Raw genomic sequence first — 23,018 nt, forward strand, 5'->3', positions numbered from 1 at the left:
GCACGCCTTGCGGGTGTCTTGCCAACAGGAGGCTTCATGTCAGGCCCCGTGTGATGGCGTATCCGGCAGCGAGCGCGGCAAGCGACAGGCTGACCGACAGCAGCGCATAGCCCAGCGCCAGAGCCACCTGTCCACGTTCGATCATCTGGAACATCTCGAGGCTGAAGGCCGAAAATGTCGTGAAACCGCCAAGCACGCCGACAGCAGCGAAAAGGCGCAGCGGCTCGCCGACATGCCCGCGCAGAACAAGCGCCGCGACCACACCCATGGCGAACCCGCCGATAATGTTGACGCCAAGCGTAGCGAAGGGATAGCCGGTGTGGCCCAGCCGCACCGCTAGCTGCGTGCCGTGGAATCGCAGCACGGCGCCCAAAGCGCCGCCTGCCATCACCAGTCCGGTGGCCTTGTAAGTAAGATGAACGTCCATCCGGCCTGCCTTAGCGGGATTGGACGCTTATTGGCTAGGTCTATTCGGTTCCCTGCCCCGATGGACCGCACTTTGCAGCACGGTCCATCTTGGGAAATCAGGCCGAATGGCCGTCGCGCGCAGCAGCTTCGGCCTTGGCGAGGTCGTCAGCTTCGGCGCCATCGAGCGCGTCGGCGGCTTCGCGGGCCTTTTCGGCGACCCGGTCCTTGTCGGCGGCGAATTCTTCCTGCGCTTCGCGATAATTCTGCGCGGCCTTGTAGTTGCCTTCGCCGAATTCCTTGCCGTCATTGGGGTGCTGGTCGTTCTGCTGGTCGGACGGGTTGGCCATGGATGATCTCCTGCGTAGCGGTGAAAAGCTGTACCCATCGCTACGCAGTCGATCGGGCTCAGGTTCCCTTGAGGCTCAACATCTGCGCGAGCCAGCCGAGCTCTGCCCGCGCGGACGTCCGCGGTGGGAGGGCGCCCGAGCATTCCAGGCACCATGCCTGCACGCCCTGGGTCCCGCCGAGCACGTTGAGATCGCCGATCACCTGCCCCAGCGCCGCCTGCTGTTGCCAGGCGAGCTGCGCGACAAGTCCGTGGGCCTGCTGGCTGTCCTCGGTCGGACCGAACATGCCCGAGACGAACTGTTCGAAGGCATCAGGCTCGGTTTGCAGATAGCGCACCGAATAGCCGTCATCCTTCAGCTTGGAGCGCTTCGCCGCCTCGGCAATCGCATCGTCGATCGACCCGAAGCGGTCGACCAGCTTGATCTGGCGGGCGGTGCCGCCATCCCAGACCCGGCCCTGCGCGATCTGGTCGACCTGTGCAGGGGTCATCCCTCGCGCCTTGCCGACCAGTCCCAGAAAGCGGCGATAGTCATGCTCGATCGTGCCCTGGATGAAGGTGTCGACGGTGCTGTTGAAGCCGCCGAACACATCGGGCTGGCCCGACAGATCGGTGGTCGCCACGCCATCTGCCTTCACGCCATAGTCGGCAAGCGCGCGCTCGAAGCTCGGCAGCACGGCAAAGATGCCGATCGATCCGGTGATAGTCGAAGGCTCGGCAAAGATGGTATCGCCTGCCGTCGCGACCCAATAGCCGCCGCTGGCTGCGACGTTGCCCATCGAGATGACCACGGGGATCTTCCTACCGCGATAGACCTCGATAGCACGGCGAATCTGTTCCGATGCGAACGCCGACCCACCCGGCGAATCGACGCGAACCACCAGCGCCTTCAGGTTGTCGCGCTGCAGCCCTTCGTGCAGCAGCTTCTCGATGCGGTCGCCGCCTGCGGTTCCGGGTCCGGCCTCGCCATCGACGATCGTGCCCGCGATGGTGATCACCCCGACCTCATCGCCGCCGGTCTTGGCCGGATTGGCCGCGACCCAGTCGCCCAGGCTGGTGTGCTTGAAAGCGCCTGGCCCCTCGTCCTCGTCTGCCCCGGCGAGCGCTGCGACGCGCTTGCCGAACGCCGTGCGGTCGCCGACCTTGTCGATGATCTTGCGGTCGGTCGCAAGCTTGACCAGATCGCCGTTCGCTGCGGTGACCGCGGCGGCGGGATCGGCGATATAGCTCGCCAGATCCGCCTTGGGCCGCGCCTTCTTCACATTGGCCTGCCAGTTGGCCCAGATCGGTTGATACACGGCAAGCAGCGCCTGCTTGGCTTCGGGCGACTGGTCGGACCGCAGATAGGGTTCGACAGCGCTCTTGAACGTGCCGACCCGATAGACATGCGCCGTCACCTTGAAGCGGTCGAGGAAGTCCTTGTAATACAGGCGCGACCCCCCCGGTCCGGTGAAGGCTGCGCCGCCCATCGGATCGATCCAGATCTCACTGGCATGCGCTGCCAGCAGATAGGCGGAATCGCTGTAGAAGGTCGCAAAAGTGTAAACCGGCTTGTCCTTAGCCTTGGCGCGGCCAATCGCCTCGCCGATCTGCTCGAGCGAAACCTGCCCGCCGCCCATGAACCGGTCGAGATCGAGCGCGATGACCTTGATGCGGTCATCTTCAGCTGCGGTGTCGATGGCGCGGATAACGTCGCGCTCGCGGAACTGCTTGAGCGGCGCCTGGCCGCCGAGCAGCGTGGCGATGGGGTCGATATTCTCGGGCTCCTCGACGATGACGCCGTCCAGTTGGACGAGCAACGCCCCTTCGGTCACCGCGGCGGGATTGGGCCGCGACGAAAGCGCGGCAAGGATGATCCCGAAGAACAACAGCATGGCCAGCAGGACGAGCCCGTCCTTGATGGCCACCAGCACCTTCCAGGCGCCTTTGACAAAACCCATGATCCAAAAAGCTCCGCTGCGGGCGGATGTGCCCCAGACCCGTATCTAGGGGGCGTTGATGCCAAATGCCACCGCTTCGCGCGACAGACGGCGAACAGCGTTCGATAACCGACGTGGCGAACGGTTCACCAGCGCAGAACCCGGGGTACGATGAGCCGCCCGGCGATGGCGCAGCTGGCAATCGCCAGCGTGTACCACGTGCCGATGTACATCACGACATTCTCGCTGCAGCTGATCGAGTAGGCAGCAGCGCCAAGACTGCCGGATGCGAGCCCGACCAGCCATCCCGAGCGGTTGGGCGAGACGGGGGCACCGCGCTTCATCCAAACCGTCATCGCGGTGCCGATGAATGCCGCGCACAGCGCGCTCATCCGAAGGCACTGCATGCCGTATTGCGGATCGAGAAACCGGCGGGCGTCGTCCAGCGAGCGGACATCGCCGATCCACACCCCTATCGCGCCCAGCGGGAAGACCGAGGCGATGGCAAGAGTCCATGTCCAGAACGTGCGGCGGGTGCCGCCGATCGAAGGGCTGGCCGATGACAGCGCTGCTGCCGCTGCAGCGGTCCCCAGCCCCAGCAGCGTCGCCGAGCGCGCGATGAACATCCAGTGCGGCACGCCATTGGCGACATCGCCCCGCACGCCAAGGCCAAAGCCGATCGCCAGACCGCAAATCGCCATCATCGCGAGCGCAATCGCCAGGCCCTCGCGCACCCGCAACCGGCGCACGGGCACAAGTTCGCCTGCCAGCCTGTCGATATCCAAGAGGTCCACCCCGGGTTTGCCCGGAGTGGAGGCATCATGCTGCATGATCAGATCCAATTCGTGTTCCGCTGTACCGGACATACCGGAGCGCAGACGGTGACGCCTTGCAGGCATCCAACAGGTTCCAGACGAGTTCGTGGCGGTGAGCCATGGGGTTACACTTTCTCGATCATCGCGCTCATCCGGCGGATACCGCGATGGATGTTGACCTTGACCAGCGATTCCGATTGGCCGGTGCGCGCAGCGGCTTCGCTGATGCTGTAGCCTGCGATCTTGACCAGCCGGATCACTTCGGCTTGCCGGTCGGGCAACTGCAGCAGCAGCGCATCGACGCTGAGCATGTCGACTACAGACTCGTCCTGCGGTGCGGCGTGCAGGGCTTCATCGAGTCCGGTTTCGCTGGCGCGATAGACCTTGCGCAGGTGATCGATCCATCGGTAGCGGCCGATCGCGGCCAGCCAGGGCAGGAAGGCCCGCTCGCCGTCATAGCTCGCGCGCTTGCGGTGCACCGAGATCAGCGTCTCCTGCACCAGATCGTCGATCTGCGATGGCGGAATGCGCCGAGCAAAATATCGTGTCAGCCATGTCTGGCACTCGCGCAGCAGGCGCGCATAGGCCTGCCGGTCGCCTGCCTGGGCAGCCAGCATCAATTGCCGCAGCGTGTCATCCTCACTGGCCATGTGGGTTCGAAATCTACGCGGCCAGCGGCGAAGCGGCAAGCATCAGCGCAGCGCCACCCTGGCATTGCTCGATCGGTCAAAGGCCCGGTCGAGCGCAAACAGTCCTCCGCCGCGTGCCAGCAGCACCAGCGCGAGGCCGAACCACAGCACATGCGGATTCCAGAACGCTTCGGGATAGACGAACAGCTGGATCACTGCCGTCATGACGAGCAACCCCGCCGCGCCGAACCGCGTCGCCAGCCCCAGCATCACCAGCGCAGCCAGGGCATGCTCGGCATAGGTCGCCATGACGCCGGTGATCTCGGGCACGGGCATGTGGTATTCGTCGCGAAACAGATCGAAGGTGATGGGATCGATCTCCAGCAAGCTTCCGTCGACGATCTTGGTGCGCGCCGAACGCCAGAACTGCGCGGCAAGCGCCAGCCGCACAACCAGAAGGGCAACCCCCTCGAACAACCGTGTATCAAGCAGCGCAAGGGGGCGCTGGAGCAGAGACATCATGGGCAAGGCTTCCATATGGGCCTGAAACATCAGAGGCATTGGAAGTTCGGGAAGGCCATCTGCCCGTCACCGCGCGCCTCAACGGATGTCCGTTGCTGCCGGAACGCGCCTGCCTGGTCTCAGCCCCCCGGTCTTGCCAGCACGCCCGCCTCGATCAAGGCGAACACGGTCGACAAGGCCTCTGCCTCGCCCAATGTTTCGATGGCCGTCTGCAGAAGGTTACCCATGGTCGCGCAATTTTGTGCGCCATGCGCAATCTGGGCCTGTAATCTGTTGAGAGGCAGCAGCCGGACGGTGTCCAGCGGGCGTGTGACCAGGATCGCTGCACAGGACGCGCAGCTGGCCTCCACTTCGGGGAAAAGCTCCGTCACCGCGTTGCCGGTGGCGACGATCCGGCTCGCGGGATGCAGTACCACCTCCAGCGCGAGCAGGCCCGGCTCGTCGTAAGCCGCCAGATCGCCGAGCGCCAGCGCGGGCGCATCTGCTGCATGATAGCTTTCCAGCCAGGCCCATTCCACCGCAGCGAGATCGGCCACCTGCCGGTCGGGGTGGCGGAGTGCCAGACACGCAGAAAAGCCCTCGCCTATCTGCATGAGCTTGCGCTGGCGCACAGCGGGCCGCTCGATGAAGTCGCGCGACAGTGCGTTGAATGTGGCGTGCCCCAGATGCTCGAGCGTGCGCGGATAGGTCTGTTCCAGCGCGACCAGCCGGGCGTGGCTGATGGTGTTGGCGTGCGCCTTGAGACCGAGCAGGGCACGCGATGGCTCGCCTGCGAACAGCCCATCGGGAAAGGCGGCGGGTCCGTCCTGCAGCACTGCGATGAAGCGTGCCTGATCGGCCTTGAGGTCGGTCATGGTGTCACGCACTCAGTACTGCGCGGGCAGCAGCAGCGCGTGCCATGTGGTCGCTGGCTCGCGCCGCCTCGGCCATCAGCACGCCGTATTCGGGCACATCGGTGTCCCATTCGATCAGCACGGGCCTTGTCCCTGCCCTGCCGATAAACCGGTCGAACAGCTGCCAGGTCAATGCACTGACCGGGCTGCCGTGATCGTCGATCAGCAACGGGCGGTTGTCGTGCCACTCGGTGGCATGGCCCGCGAGATGGATTTCGCCCACGATCTGGGGATCGATCGCATCGATATAAGTGAACGGATCGAGTTCCAGATTGGTGCAGCTGACCTCGACGTTATTGATGTCGAACAGCAAACCGCAGCCGCTGCGCGCACACAGCGCGTGGATGAAATCGACCTCATCCATTTCGTCGCGCGCAAAGGCCAGATAACGCGACGGGTTCTCGATCAGGAGCGGGCGTCTGAGGCGATCCTGAACCCGTCCGATCTGCGCTGCGACATGATCGAGCGTGGCGCGGGTGTAGGCGATGGGCAACAGATCGGCGTAGCGGTCGGTGCTGTTGCCCGACCAGCTGAGGTGGTCGGAGACGCTGGCGGGGTTGTACCGGTCGCACAGCTGGGCGAGTTGTTCCAGCTCGTCCTCATCCAGCCCCTCGGCCGTACCTATCGACAGCCCGACGCTGTGAAAGCTCAGCGGCAGGTGCTCTGCAATCGCGGTCAGCCAACGATGGGGCGGCCCACCATCGACGAAATAGTTCTGGGGATGCACCTCGACCCATGCAGGACCGGGGCAGCCGTTGGGCGACTCCAGAACTTCGCGATAGTGGGCCGGCTTCAGCCCGATGCCTGTTTCGGGGGGCAGGAACATCGGGCCTTCGACCATCGGATGCAATCAGCCCTTGGGCGCGGGCTTGGTGTTGCCCTTGAGCGGGGTGAGCGAACCGCCCATCTTGGAGCACTCGCCCTTGGCGACATACTTCCAGGCGCTGCCCTGATAGTCGACCGTCGAGGTGCCGGCGCACGAGGTGCCGGGGCCGGCGGCGCAGTCGTTCTTGCCCTTCAGCGATACGCCGTAGCACTTTTCCTTCTCGCCGGCAGCGGCGGCGGGGGTCGCGGCGACGGTGGCAGCGGCCAGAACGGCGGCAGCGGCAGCGCCCAGGGTGAGCATAGAATTCGACATCTTCAAGGTCCTCTCGGTTCGGTGGATCATGGTGCTTGAGTGGTCACGTGCGAGCAGCGAGGATGGCTTGCCCCGCCTGCCCATCTTTCCGTTCGTCCCGTTATGATGCGAGGTTACCCCGTTTGTTGCGCTCACGCAAAAATTTCCGCTGCGCATGGGTTGACCAAAACGCGGCGACCGCTATCTAGCGCTTCGTTAGCACTCACCCCGATAGAGTGCTAATCGCGGACGCAGCCATCATCCGATGCGCCTGCCGCGCAGGGGGTTTCACTAATTTCAGTGACGCAAGGAAAGGCTTAACGCATGACATTTCGTCCGTTGCACGACCGGGTTCTGGTGCGCCGCATCGAAGCCGAAGAAAAGACTGCTGGCGGGATCATCATCCCCGACGCAGCCAAGGAAAAGCCCTCCGAAGGCGAAGTGATCGCCATCGGTGAAGGCACCCGCGACGAGGACGGCGATCGCATCGCCCTCGACGTCAAGGTTGGCGACAAGATCCTGTTCGGCAAGTGGTCGGGCACCGAAGTGAAGATCAATGGTGAAGACCTGATCATCATGAAGGAAAGCGACATTCTGGGCATTCTGGGCTGATCGATCCGATCAACCCGACTGACCTCAATCGACATAAAGGAACAAACTCATGGCTGCTAAAGACGTAAAGTTTGGCCGCGACGCCCGCGAACGCATTCTGCGCGGCGTTGATATCCTCGCTGACGCCGTCAAGGTGACTTTGGGCCCCAAGGGCCGCAACGTCGTCATCGACAAGAGCTTCGGCGCACCGCGCATCACCAAGGACGGCGTCACCGTCGCCAAGGAAATCGAACTCAAGGACAAGTTCGAGAACATGGGCGCGCAAATGGTCAAGGAAGTTGCTTCCAAGACCAATGACATCGCAGGCGACGGCACCACCACTGCCACCGTTCTGGCCCAGGCCATCGTGCGCGAAGGCATGAAGTCGGTTGCTGCCGGCATGAACCCCATGGACCTCAAGCGCGGTATCGATCTGGCGGTGACCAAGGTCGTCGAATCGCTCAAGGCGCGCTCGAAGCCCGTCGCTGGCACCAACGAGATCGCCCAGGTCGGCACCATCTCGGCCAATGGCGAGAAGGAAATCGGCGAGATGATCGCGCAGGCCATGGAAAAGGTCGGCAAGGAAGGCGTCATCACCGTCGAAGAAGCCAAGGGCATGGAATCGGAACTGGATGTCGTTGAAGGCATGCAGTTCGATCGCGGCTATCTGTCGCCCTACTTCATCACCAACCCGGACAAGATGACGGTTGAACTCGACAACCCCTACATCCTGATCCACGAAAAGAAGCTGTCGAACCTGCAGGCGATGCTGCCGATCCTGGAAGCTGTCGTCCAGACCGGTCGTCCGCTGCTGATCATCGCAGAAGACATCGAAGGCGAAGCGCTGGCGACCCTGGTGGTCAACAAGCTGCGTGGCGGCTTGAAGGTTGCTGCGGTCAAGGCGCCTGGCTTCGGCGATCGTCGCAAGGCGATGCTGGAAGATATCGCGATCCTCAGCAAGGGTGAAATGGTCAGCGAAGACCTGGGCATCAAGCTGGAAAGCGTGACCCTGGGCATGCTCGGCCAGGCCAAGCGCGTTTCGATCGACAAGGACAACACCACCATCGTTGATGGCGCCGGTGAAGCCGACGCGATCAAGGCCCGCGTGGAAGCCATCCGCTCGCAGATCGAGAACACCACCAGCGATTATGATCGTGAAAAGCTGCAGGAACGTCTGGCGAAGCTCGCCGGCGGTGTTGCCGTGATCAAGATCGGTGGAGCTTCGGAAGTCGAAGTGAAGGAAAAGAAGGACCGCGTCGACGACGCACTGCACGCAACCCGCGCAGCCGTCGAAGAAGGCATCGTCCCCGGCGGCGGTACGGCGCTGCTCTATGCAACCCGTGCGCTCGAAGGCATGACCGGTCTCAACGACGACCAGACCCGCGGCATCGATATCATCCGCAAGGCACTGTACGCTCCGGTTCGCCAGATCGCACAGAACGCAGGCCATGATGGCGCTGTCGTTTCGGGCAAGCTGCTCGACGGCAACGACGAAACGCTGGGCTTCAACGCATCGACCGATGTGTACGAAAACCTGGTGGCCGCTGGCGTGATCGATCCGACCAAGGTCGTGCGCGCTGCCCTGCAGGACGCTGCCTCGGTTGCCGGTCTGCTGATCACCACCGAAGCTGCCATCTGTGACGCACCTGAAGACAAGTCTTCGGGTGGCGGCATGCCCGGTGGCATGGGTGGAATGGGCGGCATGGGTGGCATGGATTTCTGATCCACGCTGCTCGGCTACCAAGCCAACGCACAAGAAAACGGGGCCGGAGGGGAAACCTTCCGGCCCTTTTTCGTGTTACGCGGTGGCGATGAGCGCGGCCTCCATCTCGGCCGAACGGGCGTCGTAGAACCGGGTCTGCATGGCCTGCACGATGTGCGGCGGGCTGGTGGCAGGCGTGCCCCCGGCAAAGGGCGGCGCGGGGTCGTATTCGAAGTTGAGCTGCAGCGATCGCGCGACATCCTCGCCGTGCAGGTGCGCGATGATCGTCAGCGCAAAGTCGATCCCCGAAGTCACCCCGCCTGCTGTCACCACGTTGCCGTCAAACACGGTGCGCGCGTCTTCATGCAAGGCCCCGACCATCGGCAGCAGGCTGGTGTAGCCCCAGTGCGTTGTTGCACGCCTTCCCTGCAGCAACCCTGCCCGGCCAAGGATAAACGCGCCGGTGCATACGCTGGTCACCCATTGCGCGGCCGATGCCTGTGCCCGCACGAACGCGATCAGCGCATCATCGCTGAGCGCAGGCGCAACGCCCAGACCTCCCGGCAAGCACAGCAAATCGGCCTGAGGACAATCTTCAAACGTCACCGTGGGCATGATGCCGAACCCGACATCCATCATCACCGGATCGAGGCTCGCCGCCGCGACATGCACCTTTGCCCCCGGCATCCGGCACAGGAACTGCGCGGGGCCGGTGAAATCGAGCTGAGTAACATTGTCGAACAGGACGAAGACGACATTGAAGGGTGATTTTGCTTGGGTCATGGGCCATGCCTTTCGATCAGCAGATTGCCCAGGCGCGCGACATGAACGATACCGCCCGCTCCCTGATGGTGGTCCATCTCGATGCGCCAGTTGCGGGCAGAGGCAGTCTATGGTGCACCGATGGCTCTGCCAAGCCACCTTTTACGGCGGTGGCGAAGGTTTTATCTTGCTACGATGAAAGCCCCCCTCCCTCACCTCGGGCTTACCTTGTCCCAATCGGAAATCTTCGGCCGCTAATCGCCACTGGCAATCCCCTCGATATTATAGCATAGATAGTGACATAATATCGAGGGGATTGCCGATGCGCCGTCTGGTCGTGCTTTTGTTGGTGGTGGCAGCGATTGCCGCGACGCTGTGGGCCACGCGCGAACGCCTTGGCGAGATCGCTTTTTCCCGGGCACTGGAAGCCAGCTATGGCAAGGACGCGACCGACGATCTTGAGGACGGGCTGCATGTCATCCTGTGCGGCACGGGTTCGCCCCTGCCCGATCCTGCGCGCTCCGGCCCCTGCACCCTGGTGATCGCGGGCAGGCAGGTTTTCCTCGTGGATTCAGGCTCGGGCGCTGGCCGCAGGATCGGCCAGATCGGGGTGTCGCTGGGCAAGATTGACGCGGCGTTCCTTACCCATTTCCATTCGGACCATATCGACGGGCTCGGCGAGGTGCTGATGCTGCGCTGGGCAAGCAGTGGGCGCAAGGCTGCGCTGCCGGTCTATGGGCCGCAGGGCGTCGAACGCGTCGTGGCCGGTTTCGATACCGCCTACACCGCCGATTACGGCTATCGCATCGCGCACCATGGCGCCGACATCATGCCGCGCAGCGGTGCAGGTGCGCGCGCCAACATCATCGCGGTCGATGGCCCGGCGGACAAGGCGGTGGTGTACCAGCGCGAAGGCGTCCGCGTTACCGCCTTCCGAGTTGATCACGACCCGATAGAGCCAGCTCTAGGCTACAGGTTCGACTACAAGGGACGATCGGTGGTGATCAGCGGCGATACCAAGCCGACGAAGATGGTTTCGGCGATGTGCGATGGCTGCGATGTCCTGGTGCACGAGGTGCTTAACATCGACATGGTCAACAGGATTTCGGCTACGGCCAAGTCCCGCGGCGATACCCGGATCGCCAAGATCATGGCGGACACCACCAATTATCACAGTTCGCCTGTGGCGGTGGCAGGCGTGGCCCGGCGCGGCAAGGCACGGATGCTGGTGTTCACCCATATCGTGCCGCGAATGCCGACACGGCTGCTGCATCCCTATTATCTGCGCGGGGTGGCAGATGCCTATTCGGGCGATGTGGTGATGGGCGAGGACGGGATGCGCTTCAGCCTGCCTGCCCGATCACAGGCGATCGAGCAGGCAAGTCTGTTGTAAGGCGAACCTCAGTCGGTTTCTTTGCGGACCTCAGCCTTGGCGTCGTCCCATTCCTTTTCGATCTTGTCGCCGGCCTTGTCGGCTTCGGCATCCAGATCCTTGGCAGCCTGATCGACGCTGGCTTCGACATCATCCATGGTGTCGTCGATCGCTTCGCCAGCGGCATCGACATTGGCCTCGATATCATCGCCTGCAGCCTCGGCAGCGGCATCGGTCTTGTTTTCGGTCTCGGCCGAACAGGCCGAAACGCCCAGGGCCAGTGCTGCAAGGCTGACGATTGCAAAAGTACGCATGAGAATTGCTCCTTCAATGTGGCGCGTTGGTATACGCCTTGTGCGTCCCGACGCTACGCGCATGCGATGGCCCGAGTTCCGAAACTGCATGACCGTGCCGAAAGCCGCTGCTATCGGTTGGCCCATGTCCCAGCAGAACCATCTCTATCTCGTCGACGGATCGTCCTACATCTTTCGCGCCTATCACCGCTTGCCGCCGCTGACCAACCCGGAAGGCACCCCGGTGGGCGCGGTCTATGGCTATACCACGATGCTGTGGAAGCTGGCGGATGACCTGCACAAGGCCGATGGTCCGACGCATATGGCGGTGATCCTCGACAAGAGCTCGCAGAGCTTTCGCAACGATCTGTACGACCAGTACAAGGCGCACCGCCCCGCCCCGCCAGAGGACCTGGTGCCCCAGTTTCCGCTGATCCGCGATGCAACGCGCGCCTTTTCCATGCCGTGCATCGAGGAGGACAATGTCGAGGCGGACGACATCATCGCAAGCTACGCGCTCGATGCGCTGGCCAAGGGGTGGAAGGTCACCATCGTCAGTTCCGACAAGGACCTGATGCAGCTGATCCAGCCCGGGCTCGACATGCTCGACACGATGAAGAACGTGCGCATGGGCCCCGAGGCGGTGATGGAGAAGTTCGGAGTCACCCCCGAGCAGCTGGGTGATGTGCTCGCGCTGATGGGCGATGCGGTGGACAACGTCCCCGGCATCCGCGGCGTCGGCCCCAAGACCGCATCCAAGCTGATCGTCGAGCATGGCGATCTGGAAAGCGTGCTGGCGGCCGCGCCTGCGATGAAGCCGTCGAAGCTGCGCGACAGCCTGATCGAGCAGGCCGAGATGGCGCGGCTGAGCAAGGTGCTGGTCACGCTGAAGGACGATTGCCCGCTGCCCAACGAGCTCGAGGATTTCCTGCTGAAGGATATCCCGCCCGAGCCATTGGCCGAATTCCTCAAACTGCATGGCTTTACCAGCCTGCTGCGCAAGCTTGGCGCCAGCGGTCCTGCCGAAGTGTCGCCCGCGTCGTCGTCACCCGCCACCGGCGCGCAGAGCAGCAGCAACGCGATTGCACCGCTGGCGCTCGCGATGCCCCCGATCGACACCGACAGCTATGTCTGTGTGCAGGATTTCGAAACGCTCGACGACTGGATCGCCAGGGCTTTTGCCGTCGGCACCATCGCGGTGGATACCGAAACCGATTCGCTCGATTCGATGCAGGCCAGGCTTGTCGGCATCAGTCTCGCGCTGGCGCCGGGTGAGGCATGCTATGTCCCGCTGGGCCATGGCGGCAGCGACATGTTTGCCGAAAAGCCCAAGCAGATCGCAATGGACGTTGCGATCGCCAGGCTCAAGCCGCTGCTCGAGGACGACAGCGTGCTCAAGATCGGCCAGAACCTCAAATACGACCTCAACGTGCTCGCGCGTCATGGCGTCGCGGTGTCGCCGATCGAGGACACGATGGTGATGAGCTTCACGCTCGATGCCGGCCATGAATTCGGCAGCGGCGGACATGGCATGGATGCGCTGGCCCAGCGGCATCTGGGGCATGAGTGCATCAGCTTCAAATCGCTGACCGGCACCGGAAAGAAGCAGATCGGCTTCAACGAGGTGCCGCTCAGCGATGCGACGCGCTATGCCGCCGAGGACGCCGATGTCACGCTCAGGCTGTGGCATGTACTGCAGCCGCGACTGCCGATCGAGGGGGCGACCCGCATCTACCAGATGGTCGATCGCCCGCTTATTCCGGTTGTAGCGGCCATGGAGCGCAACGGCATCAAGGTCGATCGCGAACAGCTGGCCGCGCTGAGCCATGATTTCGCCACGCGGATGGCCGCTCTGGAAACCGAAATTCATGCGCTGGCCGGGCAGAGCTTTTCGATCGGCAGCCCCAAACAGCTGGGCGAGATCCTGTTCGAGAAGATGGGATTAAAGGGCGGCAAGAAGGGCAAGACCGGCGCCTATTCGACCGATGTCACCGTGCTGGAAAAGCTGGCGGGCGAAGGATCGGAGATCTCGCGCAAGGTGCTCGACTGGCGCCAGCTCGCCAAGCTGAAGTCCACCTATACCGATGCGCTGCAGGAGCAGATCAACCCGGACACGGGCCGCGTCCACACCAGCTACAGCCTGGTCGGCGCGCAGACCGGGCGGTTGTCGTCGACCGAGCCCAATCTGCAGAACATCCCGATCCGCACCGAGATCGGCCGCCAGATCCGTCATGCCTTCGTCGCCGAGCCGGGCAATGTCATCCTCGCGGCCGACTACAGCCAGATCGAACTGCGGCTGGCGGCGCACATGGCAGACGTCGAAACCCTGCGCGATGCCTTCGCCAAGGGTGAGGACATCCACAACCGCACCGCATTGGAGCTGTTCGGCGAGGTCAACCGCGATACCCGGGGGCGCGCCAAGACGATCAACTTCGCGATCCTCTACGGCATTTCGCGCTGGGGACTCGCCGGGCGCCTGGAGGTCACCGCCGACGAGGCTCAGGCGATGATCGACACCTATTTCCAGCGTTTCCCCGGCATCAACCGTTATATCGCCGAGACGATGGAAAAGGCGCGCGAATGCGGCTTCACCGAGACCCTGTTCGGCCGCAAGACGCATTTCCCGCGGATCAACTCGAAGAACCAGGCCGAGCGCCAGGGCAGCGAGCGCGCCGCGATCAACGCGCCGATCCAGGGCACCAGCGCGGACATCATCAAGCGTGCGATGGCGCGGATGGTGCCTGCGCTTGAGGCCGCCGGGTTGGGTCATGTCCGCATGCTGCTGCAGGTGCACGATGAACTGGTGTTTGAATTGCCCGAAGCCGATGTCGACGCGGCGTCGCAGGTCATTCGCGCAGTAATGGAGGGCGCGGCCGAACCTGCGGTGACGCTGAGCGTGCCACTGGGAGTTGAAATCGGTACCGGGCCAAGCTGGGGTGCGGCGCACTGATGACCGGGGTTCGCTGGCATTCGGTCATCCCGGACTCACCTAAGCTTGATGTCACCGCCTTTGCCGATCCCTTGTTCACCAGCCTGATCGGCGCGTTCCTGCTCGAGCATTACAAGATCTGGCTGCTCGTCATCGGGCTCGTGGTGCTGCTGGTCGCGTGGCTGCCGCTGTTGCTCAAGAAATTGCCGCTGTCCTTGCCGATCATCTTTGTCGGGCTTGGGATGGCGGTGTTCTCTTTCACGCCCCTATCGGTCTTTTCGCCGCACCCGGTGGAATCGCCGGTGATGATCGAAAAGGCTACCGAGTTTATCGTCATCATCTCGCTGATGGGCGCTGGCCTCAAGATCGGGCGGCCGTTCACTTTGGCGAATTGGGGAATCACCATCCGGTTGCTGGCGATCGTCATGCCGCTGACCATCGGCGCGATCGCCCTGTCGGGTCACTGGATTCTCGGCCTTCCGCTCGCATCGGCGTTGCTGTTGGGCGCCTGTCTTGCGCCCACCGATCCGGTGCTGGCCTCCGATGTCCAGATCGAGCGCCCCAACAGCGACGATGGCGACGAGGCGCGGTTTGCGCTGACGTCCGAGGCAGGCCTGAATGACGCGCTGGCCTTTCCCTTCGTCTATCTGGCGCTGGCGGCAAGCGCCGGCACGCTGGGCTTTGCGACGATGGGCACCTGGCTGTGGCAAGACGTCATCTGGCGGTTGAGCGTCGGTGCGCTGATCGGCGCAGCAGGCGGCTGGCTGCTGGGGCAGATCATTTACCGACTGCCACAGAATACCAGGCTCTCGAGAACCGGCGACGGCTTCATCGCGCTGGGTGCAACGTTGGTCATCTATGCGACGACCGAGTTTGCATTCGGCTACGGATTTCTGGCGGTTTTTGTGGCGGGTCTCATGCTCAACCGCTCGGCGGCGGGGGACAATTTCAACTCGGAACTGCACGATTTCGCCGACGAGACCGAGCGGCTGGTGATGATGGTGCTGCTGGTCCTGTTCGGCGGCATTCTTACCGGAGGCGAACTGCTGGCGGACATCGGCTGGGACAATGTTCTCGTCGCCGCCTTGGTGCTGCTGGTGATCCGCCCGATGATAGGCTGGCTGGCGCTGATCGATCTCAGGCGCCCCGCGCTCGAACGTTTTGTCATCGCCTTTTTCGGCATTCGCGGGCTTGGCTCGGTCTATTACCTGGCGTTCGCGCTCAACCATGGAGCTTTCGAGGACCAGCACGCGCTGTGGGAAACCGTGGGGCTGATCATTCTGGGATCGATCCTGCTGCACGGCATCTCGGTCACGCCGATCATGCAGCGCCTCAACCGCGGCGCCTGAGCCAGCCAGTTTTACCGCGCGGCTAGACCCTGGGGAGCGCCTGGGGGTAGCTGCCCAGGATCCGCAGCCATTTGCTGTGATGGCCCAGCACCTCGAGCGCGCGGTCGACCGCCGGGTCCCCCGGCATGCCCTCGATATCGGCATAGAATTCCGCAGCCGCAAAGCTGCCGCCGCGAATATAGCTTTCCAGCTTGGTCATGTTGATGCCGTTGGTGGCGAAGCCCGACAGCGCCATGAACAGCGCCGCAGGGATGTTCTTCACCTCGAACAGCATGCTGGTCATCACCGTATCGGCGCCGGGAAGCGGATCGTCGCGGTGCGCGGCCAGCACCACAAACCGCGTCATGTTGTGCGCGGCATCCTCGATGCCTTCGGCGATGACCTTGAGCCCGAACACTTCGCCTGCCAGCCGCGAGGCCACCGCGCACAGCGACGGATCATCCGATTCGGCGACAAAGGCGGCGGCCCCTGCGGTGTCGGCATAAGTGGTCGGCTGGATGCCATGCGCGCGCAGATAATGCCGGGTCTGCCCCAGCGCCTGCGGATGGCTGACCGCCGAGCGGAACGGCCCTTCGCCTTTGGCCAGCAAGCAGTGATGCACCGGCAGGAAATGCTCGGCGACGATGGTCAGGCCGCTTTCCGGCAGCAGGAAGTGGATGTCCGCCACCCGGCCATGCTGCGAGTTCTCGATCGGGATGATCGCCTTGGCCGCGCGGCCGTCTTTCACCGCATCCATCGCATCCTCGAAAGAATAGCAGGGCAAGGGATGCCAGTCGGGGGCGAACTCGCGCGCGGCGATGTGGGAATAGGCTCCCGGAGCGCCCTGAAAGGCGATGGTGCACTCCGGCGCATCGGCAGCGGTGCGGGCCATGGTGTCAACCATCAGGCGGGCGATCTGGGGGTAGCTTTGCATGGGCACGCCGAATAGGCACCCAATGCCGCGACGACAAGGCGAAAACGGGCGCGTCGGGGCTTGCAGTGCGCCTTGACCATGATTAGAGGGAGCGGCGAACCGGCCTTGTTGCGACGCGGCATCAGGCCTTTCGAAACGCTGATACGCCCGGCTTTGACGCAGGGTTGATCGGACACCGACCTTTCAGGGCGCCGTGTTGTCATGGCGCCTGCAGCAAAAGACGAGGCAACAGGGCAATGCAGGACAACAAGAACACGATTGCAGGCTGGGCTCTTGCAGGCGGCATCGCTGCCCTTGGCCTGTCGATCATCAGCGGCAAGGTGTTCCACGCCGACAAGCCCGAACGCCCCGAGAAGCTGGGCTATGTGATCGAAGGCGTCGTTTCGTCCGAAGGTGAAGCCGCCGCCGAAGTGCCGATCGCCACGCTGCTTGCCAGCGCCGATGTCGCCAAGGGCGAGAAGGTCTTCGCCAAGTGCTCGTCGTGCCACTCGATCAACAGCGGCGGCGCCAACGGCATCGGTCCCAATCTTTATGGCGTGATGGGCAAGCCCCACGCATCGGTCGCAGGTTTCGCTTATTCCGACGCGCTCAAGAGCAAGTCGGGTCCGTGGACCTTCGAGGAAATGAACAAGTGGCTCACCTCGCCCAAGGCCTATGCCGATGGCACCAAGATGAGCTTTGCTGGCCTCGGCAAGGCTGAAGATCGCGCCAATCTGATGGCATGGATGAACACCCAGACCGGCAGCCCGCTGCCTCTCCCCGCTGCGCCCGCACCGGACGCTGCAGCAGACGCAGCCCCGGCCGCTGAAGGTGGAGCAGCACCTGCCGCTGTCGACGGTGCAGCAACCCCCGCAGCCGATGCTGCTGCGGCGCCTGCTGCCGGCTGATAGCGCCTCAAGCATTCTGAGATCGAAAAGGGCTTCGCGCACCAGCGCGGAGCCCTTTTTCTTTGGGCTTGGCTGCGATCACTCGTCTTCGAGAATGAGCAAACGCTCCTCGATGCGGATGTTGCGGGTCGCAAGCCGAATCTCGGCGATGAACAGGCCGAGCCCGGCAATCAGGAACGCCATGGCCAGGATGAACCCCCCTGCGACGATCTGGCCGAACTTGTAGCCGGTGAGCGACAGCACGAACATGGCCGCGATCAACAGGCTGACGGTCGAGGCGCTCAGCGTCGCCATCAGGATCGCCTTGTTGACGATCGAAGCGCGGCGGTCGAGAATCTGCAGTTCGCGCACCACGCGGACATGGTCCTCGCCCGTGGTCCGGCTGAACTCGGCAAGCTGCACCCGCTCGCGGTCGATAACTCGGGCCAGCCGCCCGGCAAACAGCTGCAGGATGTTGCCCGTCGCCACCAGCAGGAAGGCGGGGGCCATGGCAAACTGGATCAATCGCCCGATCTGTCCGATTTCCAGTTCCGCAATGAACATAGGTATGACGTGCCCCCAACATGGTTTCGGGAGCGACTATAGCCTGCGACCCGGCCCCATCAATCGCCAATCTCGGCCCGGCAGCGACGCGCGAGCCAGCCGCTTGCCCTGGCCGCCTGCCGGTCAAGAAACTCGGCGCGCGCCTGGGTGCCGGGCTGTTCGGCTGCAAGGGCCCGGATCGCCGACCAGCGCAGGCGTTCGACAGGATGGCTCCGGGCGATGGTCTCGATCACATCCAGCGCGGCAGCAGGGCTCAACGCCGTCGCCAGCTTGCAAAGCGTATCGGCGGTGCACCCGGTGAGCACCCTGCTGATCGTGCCCCGGCGCAGATCATATTCGAACTGGTCGGTCCACCGCTGCCCGGGCGCGCTGTGCATAAGGTTGATCGAGACCGAGAGCGTATCGGGCGCATATTGGCAATGCACGTCGCGCCAGGCGCGGTAGTGCATCACGCGTCCCGGATGGAGCAGGCTGGTCTCGACGAAACGCAGATCGACTGCCTCGCCGACCACTCCGGTCATGCGCTCGGGATCGACCTCGTAATGGTCGCTGCGGTAACCGGGGCCGTGATAGCCCACCGTCAGGAAGTGGAAATTGTGATCGTGCGGCAGGCCATAAACGAAGGCGGCAGCACCGCTGTCGCGCATTACCGCGTCCTGCGCAGACGGCCAGATCGCCGCGCGCATGAACCAGCCGGGGCGCGGCGCTCCCAGCATCATCACCTGCGCGGTATAGCCCTGTCCCGCCTGACCGACATGGGCTGCCTGCAACCGGGAGAGCGCCAGATCGCCCAGAAAGTGTCGATTGGCAGCAAGCCGTGCCAGCCAGTGCGCGGCGTGCGCCACCGACTGCGGGTCATCGGGCTCGAACCCTGTATGATCGAGCGCGGCCAAGCATTCCTCCAGCGTGCAGGGCTGCGCGGGGTCTGTGTGAAGCATCAGCGCCATGACCGGGCGCTAGGCCGCAAGCTGCGGATAGCGGGTGAGCAGATCATCGCGCGTCCGGCGGGCGAGCGCGCGCAGATCCTCATCGGGATCGGTCTCGACCATGGCCTGCAGCAGAGCGAACCCCGCAATGCTGTCGGTCGCCAGCGCCTCGCGGACACCGTGCCAGCGCAGATGCGCGGGCCAGGAGGCGAGCGCTTCGGCAATGGCGGGTACGGCATCGCTGCGCCCCAAAGATCGCAGCAGCGAGAGCGTCATGCGGGTGCGGCCATCCCCCGATTGCGCCTCGCGAATGCGCAGCACTGCGCCCGTGCGGGCATCGCATTCGACGGCCTGTTGCGCATCGGGGTCGCGAACCAGCAACCGCAGCATGACCACATCCGCCCCAAGCCCGACGAACCGCAGCGCCTCGCGGGCATTGTCGAGGCAGATCACCTCGCCGGTGGTCACCTGCCTGGGACATTCGGCAAAGGCGCGCCGCTGTTGTGAGGTCCGGACGAGATAATGGCGCTGCACCTTGGCCAATGGTGCCGAGAGAAAGCGGATCGTGGTCCAGCCATCGGCAAATCCGACGATCTGCGATGCGCCAACCTGTGTCACGCTCTCCGCTTTCCATCCCTCGGCCGAAACGATCGCCAGCGACAGATGCACCCGCTGATGATCGAGCATCACCAGCGACTGGCACACCGGGTCGGCAAAGCCCGCGGGTAGTTGCGGCTGCGGCTGCTGGAGGCCGATGAGCCGCTCTTGCAGCCACATGCTCGCGAGCTCTGCATCGGTGAGCATCGGCCCCAGCGCCTGGGACAGCGCGTATCCGCTCGTGCCTGCAAACCGATCGACACACGCGCGCAGTCTGCGCTCCACCGTCACGCGCCGTCCGCCCTGCTGCGCTGCGTCAGTTTTCGTAAACCAGGATCACCGCGATGATCCACAGATCGTCGCTGACCCCCGTGCAGGGGCTGACATCGAGCCGTGCCCCGTGCAGCGCGACAGGGGAATCGAGGTCCGGCAGATCGTTCACGTCGATCCTGGGTGCGGGATTTCCGGATGGCATAGCTGGCTTCTCCTGTCCTTGGGGTTGACGAACAGGCGGGAGAGTGCAGAGCTTGCCGCGGCTTTGCCAGTTATAGTCCATTAATCCGAACCGCTGCGAATCGAACCCCTTGCGATGAATGACGACCTGACCCCCGAAGCTGCCGACCTGAACGACGGTTTCGACCCCGGCATGTTCCAGACCATGATGTCGACCCACGGCCATAGCGGCCATCTGGGTATCCTCTACAGCGCACACGGCGACAACTGGGTGGAGCTCGCGCTGCCTTATGCCCCCGGGCTCGTCGGCGATGTCGACAGCGGGGTGATCGCATCGGGTCCGATCATCAGCCTGATGGACAACGCCACTAGCCTGTCGGTCTGGACGGCGATCGGCAAGTTCCGGCCTCAAGTGACGCTCGACCTCAGGGTGGATTACATGCGCCCCGCGACCCCCGGCAAGACCGTGATCGGACGCGGCGAATGCTACAAGACCACGCGCTCGATGGCCTTTGTCCGCGGCATCGCCCATGACGGTGATCCCGATGACCCGGTCGCGCACGTCGCAGGGACCTTCATCCGCGTCGAAAACTTTCTGGCCTGACCGATGAGCGAGAAAGACACCATCGCAACCGTCCTGGGTTTCATGCCGCCGTTCGCGACCACCATGGGGATGACCGTCGACCAAATGCACGCCGGGCTTCCGGTCATCGCCTATGATTACGGCCCTTCCGTGATGGGGCGCCCCGGCTTCCTGCACGGTGGCGCGCTCAGCGGGCTGATGGAAGTCGCCGCGATCGCGGCGCTGCGGGTGACGCTGGGCAAGGACGAGAGCGACCTGAAGATCAAGCCGGTCAACATCACCATCAACTTCATGCGCGGCGGACGCGAACTGCGCACCTATGCGGTGGGCGAAGTGACCAGGATCGGACGGCGGGTGGCCAATGTCGAAGCCAAGGCCTGGCAGGACGACCCGGCCAAGCCGATCGCCACCGTGTTCATGAACTTCCTGCTGTCGGCGCCCAGATAAGCCGCACGACCACACCCTCGGGCGCACCGTCTTCTTCATCGTCGATCCGCATGGCGGCATCGGCTCTGGCACGGGCAAGGATTGCAGGCGGCATGTCCGAAGGGTGCAGCACCAGATCGGCGCTACCCAGCAGCCGCACCTGACGCAAGGTCAGCTCATCCGGATCGGGTGATGCAATCGCGATCTCGTAGCGTCCCGCCGACACCCCTGCCCCGCCGCCAGCGATCCAGACGGCCACCGCATCCGCGGCATGATCGCTCAGCGGATCGAGCGTACCGCCGGGTGCCAGCGCGGCATCGATCGCGCGCCTGCGCTCGGCACCACCCGGCCAGCGCTGCCTGATGGCGTCCCGCGCGGCATCGAGCCTGCGCGCCAGATCGCCCAGCGTCGCGGGGAGCAGGCCCTCGAGCCGCTGGCGCAGCGCCTTGGCGAGCCCCGCCGATGCGCCGCCGGTGCCGATCGCGATCAGCACCGGATCGCGGTCGATGATCGCAGGCGTAGTGAAATCGCACAAAGCAGGCCGGTCGACCGCGTTGACGATCAGTCCGCGCGCCTTGAGCCGGGCGACCGCTGCGATCGCTTCGTCCTCATCCTCCAGCGCGACGATCGCCAGCCGGGCGTCGTGATTTTCCTCCCCGACGCAGATCCCGCCCGAACGCTCGATCAACCGCCGCTTGGCATCTGCCGCCTCGCCATCGCCCAGCAGGATCACCGGGCGATCGCGCAGGTTGAGGAAGATCGGCAGCTGGTTCACAGCCAGTCCGGCACCTGCTCTGCGGCCATGATCTCGGCAGGGGTGATGCGGTTGGCGACCACGGCAAAGCGGTCGCCATCGACCAGCACCTCGGCGACGATGCCGCGGCTGTTGTAGCTGCTCGCCATCGTAGCGCCATAGGCGCCTGCGGTGCGGAACACGGCGAGATCGCCTGCGGCAACGGTGTCGATATCGCGGCCCATCGCGAACGTATCGCCGCTCTCGCACACCGGGCCGACGATATTGGCCATCATCCGGGTGCCATCGGGTGCCACCGCTTCGAAGTCATGCCAGGCATCGTACAGGGCCGGGCGCGCCAGATCGTTCATCGCCGCATCGACCACCACGAAAGGGTGCTGGATCCCGGGCTTTACCCGGATCACCCGGGTGAGCAGCACACCGGCGTTGCCCGCAATCACGCGACCCGGCTCGAACTGGATCGTAGCATCCCAGTCGCGAGTCACCCGCGCGACCAGCGCACCATAATCGGCAGGCGATGGCGGGTTGCTCCCGGCCTGATACGGAACGCCAAGCCCGCCGCCCAGATCGACATGCGTGATGGCATGCCCCGCGCCGCGCAGATCGGCGACCAGCTGGCCTATCTTGCCGAATGCAGCCTCGAGCGGATCGAGGCTGAGCAGCTGGCTGCCGATATGCACCGCGACCCCGCGCAGCCCGATCCCGGGCAGCTGCGACAGGCGCTCATAGATCCCCGGCCCGACATGCAGCCCGACGCCGAACTTGTTGTCTGCCTTGCCGGTCGAGATCTTGGCATGGGTGCCTGCATCGACGTCAGGATTGATCCGCAGCACCGCGGCGGCGCTCAGCCCCATCGAGTCCGCGACCGCAGCGAGCATCTCGCCTTCTTCTTCGGATTCGATGTTGAACTGGCCGATGCCGGTTGCCAGCGCATGGCGGATTTCGTCCGCGGTCTTGCCCACGCCCGAGAACACGATGTCGGCAGGCGCAATTCCTGCGGCGAGTGCGCGGTCGAGCTCGCCACCCGAAACGACATCCGCGCCATAACCACGCTGAGCCAGCACCTTGAGCACCGCCAGATTGGGGTTCGACTTGACGGCGAACGCCAGATGCTTGCGCGGAACGCCCGCCAGCCCGTCGCGGAAGACATCGGCATGGCGCTCCAGCGTCGCGCGCGAATAGACATAGACGGGCGTGCCGACTTCATCGGCAATGCGCGCCAGCGGCACCTGCTCGGCGTGCAGCTGGCCGCCAATCAGCGAGAAATGGTCCATGTGGAACGGAGCCTT

General features: G+C 64.0%; 26 protein-coding genes and 1 riboswitch. Of the genes, 8 read left to right on the forward strand and 18 right to left on the reverse strand.

Translation table 11 applies throughout. The annotated features are described in order from the left end of the window. Positions 1-34: 34 nt before the first annotated feature. The 9 genes from crcB to IP68_RS12105 all read right to left on the reverse strand — a co-directional run bounded on the left by crcB (position 35) and on the right by IP68_RS12105 (position 6,670). On the reverse strand, positions 35-427 hold the full coding sequence (crcB, locus tag IP68_RS12065; protein WP_054135252.1) for a fluoride efflux transporter CrcB: 393 nt from the start codon (positions 425-427) through the stop codon (positions 35-37). 97 nt (positions 428-524) lie between these two features. Continuing rightward, positions 525-755, reverse strand: a complete 231-nt coding sequence (locus IP68_RS12070; RefSeq protein WP_054135253.1) for a hypothetical protein — start codon at positions 753-755, stop codon at positions 525-527. A 58-nt stretch (positions 756-813) separates the two neighbouring features. Beyond that, complete coding sequence (gene sppA / locus IP68_RS12075; RefSeq protein WP_054135254.1) at positions 814-2,694, reverse strand: signal peptide peptidase SppA; 1,881 nt, start codon at positions 2,692-2,694, stop codon at positions 814-816. A gap of 125 nt (positions 2,695-2,819) precedes the next feature. Then, a complete protein-coding gene (locus IP68_RS12080; RefSeq protein ID WP_197275793.1) occupies positions 2,820-3,503 on the reverse strand; it encodes an NrsF family protein in 684 nt (227 codons plus the stop codon). Between the two features lie 110 nt (positions 3,504-3,613). Beyond that, the gene (locus tag IP68_RS12085; protein WP_054135256.1) at positions 3,614-4,138 is read right to left on the reverse strand and encodes a sigma-70 family RNA polymerase sigma factor; all 525 of its coding nucleotides are present in this window, start codon (positions 4,136-4,138) and stop codon (positions 3,614-3,616) included. Positions 4,139-4,180: 42 nt separating this feature from the next. Beyond that, positions 4,181-4,639 (reverse strand): DoxX family protein, encoded by a 459-nt coding sequence (locus IP68_RS12090; RefSeq protein WP_054135396.1) that lies wholly within the window; start codon positions 4,637-4,639, stop codon positions 4,181-4,183. 119 nt (positions 4,640-4,758) lie between these two features. Beyond that, complete coding sequence (locus IP68_RS12095; protein ID WP_156318132.1) at positions 4,759-5,493, reverse strand: putative DNA-binding domain-containing protein; 735 nt, start codon at positions 5,491-5,493, stop codon at positions 4,759-4,761. Positions 5,494-5,497: 4 nt separating this feature from the next. Further along, positions 5,498-6,373, reverse strand: a complete 876-nt coding sequence (locus IP68_RS12100; protein WP_054135258.1) for a DUF692 family multinuclear iron-containing protein — start codon at positions 6,371-6,373, stop codon at positions 5,498-5,500. A 9-nt stretch (positions 6,374-6,382) separates the two neighbouring features. After that, on the reverse strand, positions 6,383-6,670 hold the full coding sequence (locus tag IP68_RS12105) for a DUF2282 domain-containing protein (protein ID WP_054135259.1): 288 nt from the start codon (positions 6,668-6,670) through the stop codon (positions 6,383-6,385). 303 nt (positions 6,671-6,973) lie between these two features. Between IP68_RS12105 and groES the strand changes: the two genes are divergently transcribed. Together groES and groL are read left to right on the forward strand one after the other, a co-directional pair. Next, positions 6,974-7,261 (forward strand): co-chaperone GroES, encoded by a 288-nt coding sequence (groES, locus tag IP68_RS12110; protein WP_054135260.1) that lies wholly within the window; start codon positions 6,974-6,976, stop codon positions 7,259-7,261. Positions 7,262-7,310: 49 nt separating this feature from the next. Further along, complete coding sequence (groL, locus tag IP68_RS12115; protein ID WP_054135261.1) at positions 7,311-8,963, forward strand: chaperonin GroEL; 1,653 nt, start codon at positions 7,311-7,313, stop codon at positions 8,961-8,963. 75 nt (positions 8,964-9,038) lie between these two features. Here groL and IP68_RS12120 read toward each other — a convergent pair whose 3' ends face one another. Next, positions 9,039-9,725: a DJ-1/PfpI family protein gene (locus IP68_RS12120; protein ID WP_054135262.1), complete on the reverse strand. Its 687-nt coding sequence runs from the start codon at positions 9,723-9,725 to the stop codon at positions 9,039-9,041. A gap of 19 nt (positions 9,726-9,744) precedes the next feature. Beyond that, a riboswitch (ZMP/ZTP riboswitch) is annotated at positions 9,745-9,829 on the reverse strand. Between the two features lie 197 nt (positions 9,830-10,026). Here IP68_RS12120 and IP68_RS12125 point away from each other — a divergent pair. Then, complete coding sequence (locus tag IP68_RS12125; protein WP_054135263.1) at positions 10,027-11,097, forward strand: MBL fold metallo-hydrolase; 1,071 nt, start codon at positions 10,027-10,029, stop codon at positions 11,095-11,097. Between the two features lie 8 nt (positions 11,098-11,105). Here IP68_RS12125 and IP68_RS12130 read toward each other — a convergent pair whose 3' ends face one another. Beyond that, on the reverse strand, positions 11,106-11,390 hold the full coding sequence (locus tag IP68_RS12130; protein WP_054135264.1) for a hypothetical protein: 285 nt from the start codon (positions 11,388-11,390) through the stop codon (positions 11,106-11,108). 124 nt (positions 11,391-11,514) lie between these two features. Between IP68_RS12130 and polA the strand changes: the two genes are divergently transcribed. Then, complete coding sequence (gene polA / locus IP68_RS12135; RefSeq protein WP_054135265.1) at positions 11,515-14,319, forward strand: DNA polymerase I; 2,805 nt, start codon at positions 11,515-11,517, stop codon at positions 14,317-14,319. Beyond that, entirely contained in the window at positions 14,319-15,647 is a 1,329-nt protein-coding gene (locus IP68_RS12140; protein ID WP_082382331.1) for a sodium:proton antiporter, read from the forward strand. Before polA ends, IP68_RS12140 begins: the two co-directional genes overlap by 1 nt. 22 nt (positions 15,648-15,669) lie before the next feature. On the opposite strand, the gene IP68_RS12145 is transcribed toward IP68_RS12140, so the two are convergent. Next, positions 15,670-16,560, reverse strand: coding sequence for a prephenate dehydratase (locus tag IP68_RS12145; protein WP_054135266.1), 891 nt, complete (start codon positions 16,558-16,560; stop codon positions 15,670-15,672). Positions 16,561-16,796: 236 nt separating this feature from the next. Between IP68_RS12145 and IP68_RS12150 the strand changes: the two genes are divergently transcribed. Continuing rightward, positions 16,797-17,447: a cytochrome c family protein gene (locus IP68_RS12150; RefSeq protein WP_054135267.1), complete on the forward strand. Its 651-nt coding sequence runs from the start codon at positions 16,797-16,799 to the stop codon at positions 17,445-17,447. 78 nt (positions 17,448-17,525) lie between these two features. On the opposite strand, the gene IP68_RS12155 is transcribed toward IP68_RS12150, so the two are convergent. Genes IP68_RS12155 through IP68_RS20225 form a run of 4 tightly spaced genes read right to left on the reverse strand, consistent with a single transcriptional unit; the run spans position 17,526 to position 19,988 of the window. Then, positions 17,526-17,990: a DUF2721 domain-containing protein gene (locus tag IP68_RS12155; protein ID WP_054135268.1), complete on the reverse strand. Its 465-nt coding sequence runs from the start codon at positions 17,988-17,990 to the stop codon at positions 17,526-17,528. Positions 17,991-18,049: 59 nt separating this feature from the next. Then, positions 18,050-18,937, reverse strand: a complete 888-nt coding sequence (locus IP68_RS12160) for a hypothetical protein (protein ID WP_054135269.1) — start codon at positions 18,935-18,937, stop codon at positions 18,050-18,052. A gap of 9 nt (positions 18,938-18,946) precedes the next feature. Next, on the reverse strand, positions 18,947-19,798 hold the full coding sequence (locus IP68_RS12165; RefSeq protein ID WP_156318098.1) for a hypothetical protein: 852 nt from the start codon (positions 19,796-19,798) through the stop codon (positions 18,947-18,949). Between the two features lie 31 nt (positions 19,799-19,829). After that, positions 19,830-19,988 (reverse strand): hypothetical protein, encoded by a 159-nt coding sequence (locus IP68_RS20225; protein WP_156318100.1) that lies wholly within the window; start codon positions 19,986-19,988, stop codon positions 19,830-19,832. 114 nt (positions 19,989-20,102) lie between these two features. Between IP68_RS20225 and IP68_RS12170 the strand changes: the two genes are divergently transcribed. Further along, a complete protein-coding gene (locus IP68_RS12170) occupies positions 20,103-20,570 on the forward strand; it encodes a PaaI family thioesterase (protein WP_054135271.1) in 468 nt (155 codons plus the stop codon). Positions 20,571-20,573: 3 nt separating this feature from the next. Continuing rightward, positions 20,574-20,996 (forward strand): PaaI family thioesterase, encoded by a 423-nt coding sequence (locus tag IP68_RS12175; protein WP_082382332.1) that lies wholly within the window; start codon positions 20,574-20,576, stop codon positions 20,994-20,996. Here IP68_RS12175 and IP68_RS12180 read toward each other — a convergent pair. Both IP68_RS12180 and lysA read right to left on the reverse strand, forming a co-directional pair. Continuing rightward, complete coding sequence (locus tag IP68_RS12180) at positions 20,965-21,750, reverse strand: bifunctional precorrin-2 dehydrogenase/sirohydrochlorin ferrochelatase (protein ID WP_054135272.1); 786 nt, start codon at positions 21,748-21,750, stop codon at positions 20,965-20,967. The genes IP68_RS12175 and IP68_RS12180 overlap by 32 nt on opposite strands. Then, entirely contained in the window at positions 21,747-23,003 is a 1,257-nt protein-coding gene (lysA, locus tag IP68_RS12185; protein ID WP_054135273.1) for a diaminopimelate decarboxylase, read from the reverse strand. Before lysA ends, IP68_RS12180 begins: the two co-directional genes overlap by 4 nt. Between the last annotated feature and the right edge of the window lie 15 nt (positions 23,004-23,018).

Source organism: Blastomonas sp. AAP25 (genome assembly GCF_001295965.1).
Taxonomy (GTDB): domain Bacteria; phylum Pseudomonadota; class Alphaproteobacteria; order Sphingomonadales; family Sphingomonadaceae; genus Blastomonas; species Blastomonas fulva.